Below are 14,139 nucleotides of genomic sequence, written 5' to 3'. Positions count from 1 at the left end.
AAAATTAGTATCTATATACTTGGTTCAAATTTCTTATATTTAACAGCAAAATCATCTTCTTCAAACTGTTCGTAATTTTTAATAAAACTTTTAATTAAAGACTTATACTGTTTTTTGTATGCAGATTCATCTTCCCATAAATTTTTCAGATGTATAACCTCATCATTATCATAAATAGAAGTCAAAGCTTTAAAATTAAAATTTTTTTGACGTTCAAATTTGAAATTAACATTTTCTGGTTCTGTCAACAAGTAGTTAACAATCATCTTTGTTTCTTCAACAGGTACTTGTCTACCAGTTTTATAATCACCATCAATCCAACCAACATTAACCATATATATTTTAGCATCACTGTGCTTCAAACGTTGACGCAGAATACTAGCATAACGAGTTGGTTTAAGTAATAAAAATGGTTGAGCATAACAACATGAAAACTCTGGCTTAGGCTCAGTAACACCTGCTTCAATTCCTGTAGATGTACATGTATAACCTGATAAGAAATAATAAATTGCTTGACCTTTACTCAGTTTAGCTACTCGAGGTAAAACCCCTTTAGCATCTTTTACAAGAAAGATTATTTTACTTGGATCATTCGTATTTACAACATTGTCAAAATTTTCTCTCGGAAAGGTTACATATGTATTACTTTGTGATTTTGATTTTTCTCCAAAAATAATATTTTTATTTTCATCAAAGTTAGGATTCTCAATTAACAAATTGCCTTGAAGTGCTTTTTTTATACGTCTATCATTTCTCTTAAAACTTGCTGATTTAATAGTTAAGCCAGACTCTAAGCTATATACACCCCGAGTCTCTGTCCAAGCCACAGCTTCATTAGCAACTAAGCTTTTATTATTATCTAATGCCAAAGTTGTCTTACCACTACCTGATAATCCAAAAAACATAGAACTATTAGTTTCATCATCAACACTAACAGCACAATAAAAAACACCAATGTTATTCAATGATAAATAGTAGCTCATGACAGATAATAATACTTTATTAATTTCTGCCAAATATAGTGTTCCTACTAATAAGCTTTCACGCTGCTTTAGATTTGTAGCTATTATTTTTGATGAGTTTAAACCTATTTCAACATAATCATCAATCTCAGTTTCTGGAGAGTGCGTAATCACCCACTGCGGTTCAAACTCTTCTGACTGTTTTTGATTAGGCGTGATTGATATCAATTTAAAAAAGTATGCTGCTGATGCCTGAGTTGTTATTAACCGAACTGCAATTGAGTTTTTTTCATCATGATTATAAAAACCATCGATTACGAAAATATCTTTCGTAGATGCATGTTGATGAAATTTTTGCTTAATTACTTTCCAATGTTTTCTTTTTAATCTTTTATTATCTGATCCATCTTCATGCCACCAGATATTTTTCTTTGCATATTTGGTTTCAACGATATATTTATCATCAGGAAGTCTTCCTTTGATATCACCACTATCAACAACTAAAGTTTTTGCTTCGCAATCAACAAAGCCAGTATTGTTCTTAGCATGTTGAGCTAGTTCTTCTAGAGATAAATTTCGATGTACTTCTTTGATTGTATATAAATATTTGTTATCGTCTATGGTTGAAGGATCCATAATGAAAATTCCTATGTTGTGAGACATTTAGATTTTAACTGCAAATTATATCCAGTATATACTTTTTTTTCAAAAAAATATGTTATTGTTTTTGTAATAAAGTAAACTATTATCTAAATATATTAAGTAAATGATCTCTTCAACAAAATGAGTAATGAAACTAAAGCAAATAAAACTAATTTTATTAAAAATATAATTAAAAAAGATATTGGAACAAAAAGAGTTTCTAGTGTTCTAACACGTTTTCCTCCAGAACCAAATGGTTATCTACATATTGGACATGCAAAATCAATATGGCTAAATTTTGGTATAGCTGAAGAGTTTGGTGGTAAATGCAACTTACGTTTTGATGATACAAACCCTGACAAGGAAGATATCGAATATATCAATGCGATAAGAGAAGATGTCGAATGGTTGGGTTTCAGATGGGAAAATGAGCCTCACTTTGCTTCAGAATACTTTGATAAGATGTATGAATTAGCAATACTGCTCATAAAAAAAGGTAAAGCATATATTTGTAATTTATCAGCAGAAGAAGTACGTGAATATCGTGGCACACTAAAAGAACCCGGTAAAGATAGTCCATATAGAGAACGTAGTATAGACGAAAATCTTAAGCTTTTTGAAGCAATGAAAAATGGTGAGTTTACTGAAGGAAGTAAAACATTACGTGCTAAGATAGATATGGCTTCTGGCAATATCAACCTCAGAGATCCGGCTTTATATAGGATAAAGTTTTCACACCATCCAAAAACTGGAAATAAGTGGTGTATATATCCGATGTATGCATTTGCACACCCATTAGAGGATGCTATAGAAACTATTACTCACTCACTATGTACATTAGAGTTTCAAGATCAAAGACCTTTCTATGACTGGGTTATCGAAGAAACTGAATCTCAACAAAAGCCTCAACAAATTGAATTTTCAAGGCTAAATTTGAATTATACTATAACTAGTAAGAGGAAATTGAAATACCTGGTCGATAATAACCTAGTAAGTGGCTGGGATGATCCACGTATGCCAACAATCAAAGGTTTCAGACGTAGGGGGTATACTCCTGAGTCTATTCGCAACTTCTGTGACATGATAGGAGTATCCAAACAAAATTCAATTATTGATATCTCTGTTTTAGAAGAGACTATTAGAAATGATCTAAACAAAAATGCCCTAAGAAAAAATGCTGTTTTAGATCCTATCAAAGTTACTATAGCTGATATGCCAGTACATGAATTAAATGCACCAAACCATCCCCAAGACCCTGAGTTTGGTCGTCGAGATATAACGATATCTTCTGATATTTACATTGAAAGAGATGACTTCGTCTTTGAATTAGAAAAAGATATGAAAAAACTCAGTCCTAATGGGAGAGTACGGCTTTTAAATGCTTATGTAATTGAGTGTAAAGAAGTTATAACTAATGATGATGGTGAAATTATAGAACTAGTATGTTCTTATTTACCTGAAACATTAGGTGGTAAGAAACCTAATGATGGTATAAAACCTAATGGCATCATACACTGGGTTGATGCTAATAACTGTATTGATGCTAAAGTGAGAATATATGACAGACTATTTAATCACGAGAATCCTGCAAACTTTGATAATGTTGAAGATGTACTAAATCCAGACTCTTTACAGATCATCAAAAATGCTAAAGTAGAGAAATCTCTAGAAAACATAAGCCCTGAGCAACACTTTCAATTCAATAGAATTGGTTACTTCATATCCGATTTAAAAGACTGCTCTAATAAAAATTTAGTATTCAACAGAACTGTTACTCTTAGAAATACTTGGGAAGCTAAATAGCAGATATTTTTTGTATATTAAACATTCCTATTCACAAACTTTCTCAGCAACAAAATTACCATACTTGTTAATATTGCTATAACAATAAATGTATCTAAACCATCGCTCATATTAGCTTTAGATAAACCTAAATCACTATCTGAAATATAGAAGAAGCTAGCTAGAAAACCTCCTAATTTACCCCCTACACCCAATGTAAGCAACCATATTCCCATATACAAAGCAACGAAACCTTTAGGCGCTATTTTTGTAATTATTGATAAGCCAATAGCCGATAAAGATAGCTCAGAAACCCCCAACACTATGTAAGCAAAAATGATACCTTACGCCGAGACCTTAGTATGCTCAGGAGATATAAGTATTGAAACTAGTATTACTAAAAATGTGATCGTTAATAAAACAAAAGCAATATTAAATTTATCAATATCTTCCACCTTCATTCACTTCTTATCTAAATAAATCTAAAATTTGCCTAGAATTCCTGCAAAAAATAATACACTTAATGATTCTACACTTAAAAACCGACTCGGATTTAATAACGAATTATCCTCTGAATACTGAGTAAACAGCAATACACTTATAAATATTTGAAAGTACAGACCCCAATATATTATTGACAACAAGAAAAATATTCCTGCAACAAACACTTTTTTAAAACTAGATTTCTTCATTGACATGCCAAGTATCACTTTAGATGCTATCACAGCAACAAATATAGATAAATTAGCAATTACTGGTTGTTCAAAGATATAGAATAAAACTATTATCATATACTATTAATAAAAAAGTTACTTTCAGAGCTACTGATAAAGTGAGTTTAAACTCTATAATATGTTTATCTAAAAACTTAAAGCCTACTAGTAAAAGACAAAGCATGAATGCACTAACTGCCATACTACTATAAAATGGAGCTCCATAGCTATAATTATCTTTTAACCAACTAGCTATAAATAGCGTCCCGAAGCTTCCCAAATTAATACCCATATAGAAAATATTAAAGCCAAAATCTCTTTTTGAATCATTCAAACTAGACTTGTCATAAAATCTCCCAATAAAGGCAGACATATTTGACTTTATGAGACCTGTACTTACAGAAATAAAACTCAAACCCAAATATAACATGCTTTGACTAGTTGAATATGCCAATATAAAGAATCCACTAAGCATGAAAAGTGAACCTAGTAGATCAGCTCGGTAATATCCCAAATATCTCTCAGCAATAAAGCCTCCTAAAATAGCTGAAATATATACTATCGAAAGAGTTGTGCCAACCAAAGATGCTGATAAGTCTTGTGAAATTTGAAATTTATCTATCAAATAAAATATTAATAGTGATTGGATTATATAATATCCATAACGTTCAGCAAACTCTGCTAATGATGTAATTGCTAAAATTTTTTCTCTTCTCTAAGATCTCTAGAGTTGATATCTTGGCTACTCATATTTAATAATATAAATAATCTTTAAACTTGCATAGGTGTTATAATAATATAAATATATAATTAAATTTTGATTATTCTAATTCTAAAAGCTCTTCCCAAAGTACATATTTTTTCTCGAGATCTTCATTTAGAGAGTTGAGCTTTTGTTGAATTTCATTTTGCTGTGTTTGTAATTTTTGGTAAAAATCCAGCTCTCCCATTTGCTGTTGAATCAAAGTAATATTTGCTTCTAGTTTTTCTATTTGACTTGGTAAATTACGTAGCTGTTTTTTCTGCTCATAAGTTAATTTGTTTTTTACTTGTGGAGCTTTATTTGTTTCTTTGGCTGGTTGCACAGGCTGTTTTCGTTGTGCTATCCAACTATCATAGCCACCAATATACTCTTGTAAGTTGCCATTCTCAAAAACTATAGTACTTGTCACAATATTATTTATAAACTCTCTATCATGACTGACAATAATTATAGTACCTTGATAATTTATCAGCATTTCTTCAAGAATTTCTAGAGTTTCGATGTCCAAATCATTAGTCGGTTCATCAAGTATAATTACATTACTTGGTTTAGATAAAATCTTGGCTAACAATAATCTATTTTTTTCTCCCCCAGACAAATGAGTAATAGGAGAATGCAACCTCTCTGGAGTAAACAAAAATTTTTGTAAATAGGTAATTACGTGAGTTTCCTTACCATCTATATTGATAAAATCTGAACCCTCTTTGACACTATCTATAATGCTAAGTGACTCATCTAATTGATCTCTTAACTGATCAAAATAAGCAATTTTAATATTATCTGCTAACGTTACATTACCTTGTGTAGGTTTATCTAACCCAAGTAGCGAGTTTAGTAGCGTTGTTTTACCACAACCATTTTGACCAATAATTGCAATCTTATCACCCTTTTGAATTTCAGTAGAGAAATCTTTAAATAAAAATTTACCATCATACTCAAAACCAATATTATTAGCTTGAATAACTTTTCTAGATGATTTGCCTACTTCAGCAACCTTGATATCAGATTTGCCAACATTTTCTCTACGTTGCTGTCTGTCACGACGCATTTGCTCTAGTGCTCTAACACGCCCTTCATTTCTAGTGCATCTAGCTTTGATACCTTGACGAATCCAAACTTCTTCTTGAGCTAACTTTTTATCAAACTCACTATTTGCTTTGTCTTGAGCATCTAGGATTTGCTCTTTCTTTTCAAGAAACTTTGTATAGTTACCATCAAATGAATATAAATGTCCCCTATCAAGTTCTATAATACTTTTAGCAACATTGTTTAGAAACTTCCTATCATGAGTGATAAAAAGTATTGCTCCAGCAAAGCCTTCCAAAAATTCTTCAAGCCAACCAATAGAGTCAATATCCAAATGGTTTGTTGGCTCATCCAAAAGAAGTAAGTCAGGTTTTTTTATCAAAGCTCTTGCTAGAATAACTCTTCTTTTCATCCCTCCAGATAGATCTTTAAAAGAAGCTTGAGAGTCAAGATTAAGTTTAGAAGCCAAAACTTCAACATCGTTTAAATATGACCAACCATGATTTTCATCAATGTAGCTATGTAATTTTGCAAGCTCATTAGATTCAGGATCTGACATTAAAGTCTGCTGATATGCTATCAGATGCTCACCAAGTTCCCCTAAACCTTGTAATATAACTTCTGCGATACTTTCTTTGATATCACTAGGAACTTCTTGGATCATACTAGCGACAATAGTATTATTATGTACTATTACCTCACCGCCATCTGGAATAACATTACCTTCAATAATTTTCAATAATGATGATTTACCCGCACCATTACGTCCAATTAGACAAATTCTTTGTCCTTTTGTAACTTCTAAATTAACCTTATCAAGGACTATTTGAGTGCCAAAGTTTAAACTTACATTTTTAAGAGAGATTAGTTGCATTTAAGAAAAATAATCAAATTTAATTAATGCCAATTATTGTACCCTTTCACGCAAGATTTTGATAGAAAAGACAAAGATAATAGCTGCAATAAAATACATAAAGCCAGCAAATGTAATAGGCGAACTTGGCGATATTGATGATAAGTGTCCCATCATAATATCATTTAAAAACCATGCTAAACCAAAACCAGCACCAGCTGCTCCTATTGCTCTACCTTGCTCTTTATCAGACACCGACCCTGAGATCATTGAAAGAAGAGCTGTATAACATATAAGCTGGGATGCAGATAAAACTATTGTTAAAACCCACTGTGCCGCTTCATTAAATATAATTGATACTAAAATAAATCCAATACCACAAATAACTGCAGCTCTCACAAAAGCTACTTGATTTGATACTTTTGCAAAAATCTTCGGTTGTATAAAAATGCTTGCCAATGCTGTGGCCAAGCCCATAACAGAGTAAAAAGCGCCTGTCATAGAGATATTATAACTATATGTTAAATTTAAAAATAACGCCACCCCTTGAGCATAAAATCCCCACGCACACTGTACAAGAAGATAAACTACTCCAATTAACCTGACACGCTTATCTGACAATAAAAAAGATATAGTCCTATAAATCGTACCTAACTGGATAACTAAACCTGGATTTTTGGGTAAATCTTTTTTCATAATGATAACTATCAATGCAATATTTACTAACGCTGAAATAGCTGCAAATACAAATGGTATAGTATGGCTCACTTCCATCACAGATACAAAACTAGTGACTATTGGTCCAACTACAAAACCTAAAGACGCGGCCATAGTTATATAACCTAGATTTCGTGACTTATCTTCTTCGGTAGATATATCAATAACAGCAGCTTGAGCAATCTCAAAAGCTCCACCAGCTAAACCGCAAATAAACCTACTTGCTACAAATAATAAATAATCATGGGAATATATTGCATATGCTGATAAAAGATAAGCAACACAAGTAGTTGATAAAGCCACAACCAATATTATTTTACGCCCATACTTATCAGATAACTCCCCTATTATTGGGCAGCCTATCAATAACCCTAATGGCCAACAAGCCAAAGCTATGGAATAATACCAATTTTGAAAATTACCTCCAGGATAACCAAAAGTAACACAAGATTGACCAAAGAATAATGATGGCATTATTGGAAAAACAAGCCCTGCACCCATAATATCTATAATAATTGTTGTGATAAGTATAGGAATCAAAATATTTTTAGAGTGTAAGTTCATAACTTATATAACCTCGTAACAAATGAAAATAAAAGCTTTTTAATAAGAAAATACAAGCGTATATACTACCGTAACAGGCTTGATTTATCAATGTTTGGAAATCTGCAAAATATAGTTATGCTCTAACGAAAGTCTTTTTAGTGCATTGAGAAACATCTTTATATAAAAAATAAAACTCTCATCTTTATCATTCAAAACTCTAACATCTTTTAATAAAGGTAAAATGTGTCTTTCAAAACGTAACAATTCTTTATAACTTATACGTTTACGTTTTTTGATATCTTCTGATACATCTGTTAGTGATTTCATGATATATTTCTTAAACTCTATAAAAGCAGGTTCCTTATCAAGATCTGCTATCGTCTGAGGACCAAAAGAAAATTCTATATACTCATACATTACAATCATATATCTATATAGTCTACGAATATATAAGCTCATTTTTTCAAACTCTTGCGCTTTTTTTGCAGACTTTTCATATTTTAGTTCTTTAATAAGAGTAAGGTGTTTTGCAAACTCATGAAATATACTAGTTCTAAGTTTTTTATGTGAATGATTACGCTCAATAAACAGAATATCAAAAAAATCATGAATCTCTAAAATTGTTTTAACATAACTTTCTTTAAGGCGTGTTTCTGCTCTAATCGGAAATATAAATCTATTTACAAATAATGAGATTACTATACCCAGAGATATTTCAATAGCTCTATAAATAGCAACCTGCACACCCGGCTGTTTATTTAGAATAATAATTATGATAGTTATTCCTGCTAAAGTACCAGCATAACTGTATTTATAAGCTCCTGCGAAATAAACAGCTAAAAAAATAAATGGTAGAATTAACACTACTTGTAAAATATGATTCTGCACTGCAGCTATAATAACTAAAGCCACCATGGCTCCAGCAATTGTCCCCAAAAATCTCATTAGTGCCTTATCTAGAGCTCCTCCTAAGTTAGGCTGAGTAGACATTACAACAACTACTGTAATTGTCATCCAAAGATACATTTGTTCTATATCAAAAAAACTACCTAACAGAAGACCTAATGTATAAGCTATCACAACAGCTAACGTAGCTTTAAGAGCATTTATTGCTGCATATTTATTACTGTTTAAAAAAAGCAAATTGCATTTAGTTTTACCAATACACTAATCTCAATCTATCATATTCTAACATGAATTTATGGCAAGCACGCTTTAATAGCTTACTATTAAACAAATATTCAAATTAAATTCATAAAGTATTTATATCATTTTTCCAAATAATAGATATAAGTATTTTATGTTTAAAAGTATTATCCTTTTAATATATTTGTAGTGAAAAGTTACACAGTAATCTTAACTAAAATTAAATCAACTCTTTTAAGGGATTTTATGATGATTAAAAAAGATAGTAAGCTTTTTATTCTTACTCTTGGGCTTTTGGCAATACTGCCACCATTTACAGTGAATACTTATGCTTCAGCTATTCCAAATATTGCCGAGCATTTTGGAATTCATGCAAATGATGTAATTTTACCTTTACAACCTATTTTATTGGCTTCTCTATATGTATGATTTTTGGGGGATCTTTTTCAGACAAATTTGGCAGAAAGCTTAGTCTAATTTTAGGTATGTTTTTATATGCTGCAAGTACTTTGCTATGTGCTCATAGCCAAAATTTTTCACAACTTGCAATTTTTAGGCTAATCTAAGGTTTAACAGATTCCTCAGGAACAGTAATTGCTTTAGCAATTGCTAGAGACTGCTATAGTGGCAAAAAACTAACAAATATCATCTCTACTCTAGCGATAATAATGTTGATTTCACCAATTATTTCTCCTAGATTGGGACCGGACTAATTGTATCAACACAAAGTTGGAAAAGCTTTTTTTACTTTTTATTTGGGTTCGGTATAGTACTTTTAATTCTTTGTAGCAAACTTCCAGAAACACATGCAAAAGAGCAAAGAGAAAAATCTATCAAAAAATTATTTATAGCCTACTTCTACCACTTACAAAATTTACCTTTTACTATATATACAATTTGTTCGGGTCTATTGTTTGCTGCATTTTTTAGTTATATTGGCGCTTCTTCTATAATCTACCTAAATGTTTATGACACTGGCTACACTCTTTATATGTTATACTTCGCTTTAACGATTATTGGAGTTATTTTAGCAAACCTTACATTGAAGCAGTTTAGCGAATTAGTTGAACTTAAGATATTTACACGTATTGGTCTTGGCATATCCCTTTTCAGCGTTTTTATTATGGTTATATACAGAGTCACACACAATTCAAGCATAGCTATATTTTTATGTCGTTAATGCTTGTCACTTGTTATGGCTTAAGTCTAAGCTCAACTTCATTATTGAGTCAGTCTTTGCAGCTAATATCTAATCATTTTGGCGCAGCTACAGCTGTAAATAACTTTTTCAAATTTTCACTTGCTGGCTTTGCCAATTTTGTAATGAGCTTTTCAGTTGGCTCTATGCTTGTATCAAACTTACCTTTACAGCAATTAATCTATTATCTTAATTACAATAGTACTTCTATATACTACCAAATTCTATGAAAAAACTAAGTATAAACCATAAAAGAATTTAAGCAAAAGATTTAAAATGACAAAACAAGAACTAAGAAACTACTATCAGCTAGCTTTTATTAATGGAGTCAATGATGCAATTTCAGTGATTTTATTATACAAAGTATTTGTTGTATTAATGACGGGTAACATTATATATAGTATTGCTGATATTATTACAAACTCACAATTTTCTGATTTTTGTGCGAATAAATCTTCTATCTAACTTTGTTATTTCTGGAGTTATTGTGCATGGCTTTATAGCAAAAAGGACTATTAAGTTTCGTATTATTATATCTTTATTATTTGTCCTTATATATTGTTTTAGTAGTACTTTTGTATTACATATAAATGCTTTACATGATAATAGTTTTGGTTTTCTTATCCTTGCTAATATTGCTACTATTATGAGTGTAATAATGAATAATATATTTTATAGATTCCATTCTACAAAAATAAATTTGGTTGCTTATACTATGAATCTTTTAAATCTTTCGCATGTGATTGCAGAGAAGAAATATCATGATATAACAATATTAAGCACTACAATCTTAAGTTTCATTATTGGCTTGATTGTTGGGGCATGCTTAACTTCTATGATTTATTTTTTTGTAATTTTAATGTAATACCGGTTTTAATTAATTTGTATATAACAAACCACAAAATAAATATTCAGAAATAAGGCTTTAATCAGCAAGCAACTAAATAGTATTTGCCCTTTGCCTTACTGTTTCATACAATGCTATACCTGTAGCAACAGAAACATTTAAGCTAGAAACTTCACCTAACATTGGTAATTTAGCAAGAAAATCACAACTAGCTTTTGTGCGCTGACGCATACCACTACCTTCTGCACCAGCAACTATTGCTACAGAATCTGCTAAATTCATCGAATATAAGCTGTCATTAGCCTCACCTGCTAAACCAATAATCCATACTCCTAATTGTTTTAGTTTTTCGATTGCTCTAGCAAGGTTAGTAACGATTACAATCTTTGTATGCTCTGCAGCACCGCAAGCAACTTTTTTGACCGTTGCATTGACTGGTGCGCTATTATCTTTAGGGATAATTATAAAATCAATACCTGCCGAATGTGCACTACGTATACACCCACCAAAATTATGAGGATCTTGGACATTATCTAATATTAAAATAAAAGCATTTTTATCCTGAGGAATTAAATTTTCAATATCATTCTCGGAGTATGTTTTAAAATCATTTATCTCTATCGCAAAGATATTTTGATGATTTGCATCTTTTCTGATTCGCCATGGAAGTTGCTTAAAACTATCAATAAAAGTAACTTTTAATCCTTTTGACTCAGCTTTAGCAATAATACTTTCAATCTTATGATTAGCATTTTGCTTTTTAAGTACTAGTATTTCTTTTGCTTGATTGGCTTCCACCAAACTATCAACAGTGTGAATACCATAAATTAAACTACTCATTTAGTCTCCAAAAGCTTAACTAGCTTTTCTCTTAACCCATCAAATGAGCCATTACTCATCATTACAAGCTGGATATTTCTATCTTGGTACTTAGTTAATAACTCATCTACACAATCAACAAAATTATCAACACTAACTATAAAATCAACATTATTACTATTTTTGAGAACTTCTTTAGCATTCCATTTTAGTAAACTATGATTATACAACAATACTCTATCAGCTTCGATAATTGACATCGGCAAATTATCTTTATTGTCTCCTTGACGCATTGTATTTGAACGTGGATCTATAAGAGCTATTACATAAGCCTCTTTAGCTTTATTACGCACAGCTTCTAAAGTTAACTTAATAGAAGTTGGATGATGAGCAAAATCATCATACAAAGTAACATTATCCTGATGAGATAATACTTCTAAACGCCTCTTAACTCCTTTAAAACTTTCCAAAGCATCTTTGACTACTTCATCAGATATATTTAGTTGTTTTGCTACCGCATAGGCACTCATCGCATTAAGTGCATTATGCTCACCTATTAAGTCCCATGATATTTCAATATTATTCCCACTAATATCACATAGTTCAAACCTTGAATAATCTGCTGTATGTTTAGCTATTTTGGTTCCATTATCAGAATTTACTCTAACTAGTTCTGACCAACATCCCATTGATATTATCTTTTGAACATTTTCATCTTTGTCATTATAGATAATCTTCGCTGTCGATGGCATTTTTCTAAGTAGTTGATGGAATTGCCAAAATATTGCTTCAATATCTTTGAAAATGTCAGCATGATCAAACTCAATATTATTAATCACAAAAATACTTGGATTATAATGGATCAATTTTGAACGCTTATCAAAAAAAGCCGTATCATATTCATCAGCTTCAATGACAAAATACTCTGAATCTGTGTAACGTGATGAAACACAAAAATCACTACTAACACCACCAACTAAAAAGCTAGGATTTAAACCAGCCTGCTCAAGTATCTTTATAGTCATTGTTGTGGTTGTAGTTTTACCATGTGTACCAGCTATTGCAATTACTTTTTTATACTTAAGAATATTCTGATATAGCCATTGTGGTCCTGAGAAATAATTTAGCTTTTCTGCGAGGATTTTTTCTATTATTGGCATACCTCTTTTCATGATATTACCGATAATAATTTCATCAGGACTTGTATTTAGTTGATCACAATCAAATCCTTGTAATATCTCTATGCCTTGAGACTCAAGATAAGTACTCATTGGTGGATAGACATTAAGATCCGAACCTGTTACTTTATATCCCTTTTGTTTAGCTAACACAGCTAAAGAGCCCATAAAAGTACCACAGATACCTAAAATATGAATATGTTTTGACATTAAAAATTTTTTGAAACTTAATTAATAAAGTAGTTAAATTATATCAGCTTATTAAGTTTAAATATATTAATAGATCTTCTTCCGCACAACAAGAGGTTAAAGTTCCTCCATCATCGTGTATATTTACAAAATCATAAAGAAATGTTATCAGATTTAAAGCTTCTAATCATAGCTGTCTCGCATCTTGAATTGAGCCAAGTATATCTCTCCTAAATATAATTCTTACTGTAAAAGTTCACAAGGTTAATTCACACAAAGATATTGGATAAGAGACTTTTATAAACACTCTAATACAAAAGATATCTGAAATAAAATAAATCTTGTCTTTATACTATCGGGTTCATTTGCTCGGAAGAAAAAACTTATTGATCCTACAGATACTTAATTCCTGAGTCATTAGATCTGTTTCTGTTGATATGGTCACTATAATAGTGTAATAATGTTTTGATCAGAAAGAATTTTGCTTCAATAGATTAGCAGATTTATTAGTTTTAAGACCATATTTTAGTCCAAGGACAACCGTAATCACAGTTGTTCTCACGTGGATCTTGATCTTTATTCCAGTATTTAGCTTTATAATCTATGCTGTCTACTCTTACTACATCATTCTCAACATATATCTTACTAGGGTCCCTGTCACCCTCTGGAATAGGAGGTGTTGGTTGAGGGTTCAAACTCTGCCACGCTGAATCTGAATTAGGGCCTAGTGGAGAATATGCAGTAGCGTTACACCAGCT

8 protein-coding genes and 3 pseudogenes are annotated in these 14,139 nt (G+C 31.1%); 3 read left to right on the top strand and 8 right to left on the bottom strand.

Going from position 1 to position 14,139, the window contains the following annotated elements; all coding sequences use genetic code 11:
* Nucleotides 1-11 precede the first annotated feature (11 nt).
* Nucleotides 12-1,598 (bottom strand): phosphoenolpyruvate carboxykinase (ATP), encoded by a 1,587-nt coding sequence (locus FNO12_RS02715; protein ID WP_014715088.1) that lies wholly within the window; start codon nucleotides 1,596-1,598, stop codon nucleotides 12-14.
* A gap of 147 nt (nucleotides 1,599-1,745) precedes the next feature.
* On the opposite strand from FNO12_RS02715, the gene FNO12_RS02710 reads away from it, so the two are divergent.
* Nucleotides 1,746-3,407, top strand: a complete 1,662-nt coding sequence (locus FNO12_RS02710) for a glutamine--tRNA ligase/YqeY domain fusion protein (RefSeq protein ID WP_014715087.1) — start codon at nucleotides 1,746-1,748, stop codon at nucleotides 3,405-3,407.
* 17 nt (nucleotides 3,408-3,424) lie between these two features.
* On the opposite strand, the pseudogene FNO12_RS11470 reads toward FNO12_RS02710, so the two are convergent.
* The 4 genes and pseudogenes from FNO12_RS11470 to FNO12_RS02690 form a co-directional block, all read right to left on the bottom strand.
* A pseudogene (locus FNO12_RS11470) lies at nucleotides 3,425-4,849 on the bottom strand (peptide MFS transporter).
* A gap of 71 nt (nucleotides 4,850-4,920) precedes the next feature.
* On the bottom strand, nucleotides 4,921-6,762 hold the full coding sequence (locus FNO12_RS02700) for an ATP-binding cassette domain-containing protein (RefSeq protein ID WP_014715083.1): 1,842 nt from the start codon (nucleotides 6,760-6,762) through the stop codon (nucleotides 4,921-4,923).
* Nucleotides 6,763-6,795: 33 nt separating this feature from the next.
* Nucleotides 6,796-8,022 carry an MFS transporter gene (locus FNO12_RS02695; RefSeq protein WP_014715082.1) on the bottom strand — a complete coding sequence of 409 codons (1,227 nt, stop codon included), beginning with the start codon at nucleotides 8,020-8,022 and terminating at the stop codon, nucleotides 6,796-6,798.
* Nucleotides 8,023-8,109: 87 nt separating this feature from the next.
* Nucleotides 8,110-9,147 (bottom strand): FUSC family protein, encoded by a 1,038-nt coding sequence (locus tag FNO12_RS02690; protein WP_030003384.1) that lies wholly within the window; start codon nucleotides 9,145-9,147, stop codon nucleotides 8,110-8,112.
* A gap of 252 nt (nucleotides 9,148-9,399) precedes the next feature.
* On the opposite strand from FNO12_RS02690, the pseudogene FNO12_RS02685 reads away from it, so the two are divergent.
* Nucleotides 9,400-10,600: pseudogene (locus tag FNO12_RS02685) on the top strand (multidrug effflux MFS transporter).
* A gap of 24 nt (nucleotides 10,601-10,624) precedes the next feature.
* Nucleotides 10,625-11,269 (top strand): annotated as a pseudogene (locus FNO12_RS02680) (DUF1275 family protein).
* A gap of 19 nt (nucleotides 11,270-11,288) precedes the next feature.
* Here the strand turns inward: FNO12_RS02680 and rlmB are convergent.
* The 3 genes from rlmB to FNO12_RS10220 all read right to left on the bottom strand — a co-directional run bounded on the left by rlmB (nucleotide 11,289) and on the right by FNO12_RS10220 (nucleotide 14,076).
* Nucleotides 11,289-12,035 carry a 23S rRNA (guanosine(2251)-2'-O)-methyltransferase RlmB gene (gene rlmB / locus FNO12_RS02675; protein WP_014715077.1) on the bottom strand — a complete coding sequence of 249 codons (747 nt, stop codon included), beginning with the start codon at nucleotides 12,033-12,035 and terminating at the stop codon, nucleotides 11,289-11,291.
* Nucleotides 12,032-13,402, bottom strand: coding sequence for a UDP-N-acetylmuramate:L-alanyl-gamma-D-glutamyl-meso-diaminopimelate ligase (gene mpl / locus FNO12_RS02670; protein WP_014715076.1), 1,371 nt, complete (start codon nucleotides 13,400-13,402; stop codon nucleotides 12,032-12,034). The genes rlmB and mpl overlap by 4 nt, the downstream gene beginning before the upstream one ends.
* 491 nt (nucleotides 13,403-13,893) lie before the next feature.
* Entirely contained in the window at nucleotides 13,894-14,076 is a 183-nt protein-coding gene (locus FNO12_RS10220) for a chitin-binding protein (RefSeq protein WP_014715075.1), read from the bottom strand.
* Between the last annotated feature and the right edge of the window lie 63 nt (nucleotides 14,077-14,139).

Origin of the sequence: Francisella orientalis FNO12 (assembly GCF_001042525.2) — a bacterium.
Classification (GTDB): domain Bacteria; phylum Pseudomonadota; class Gammaproteobacteria; order Francisellales; family Francisellaceae; genus Francisella; species Francisella orientalis.
The sequence above is the reverse complement of the archived record's forward strand: the minus strand, read 5'-3'. Positions and strand labels throughout refer to the sequence as shown.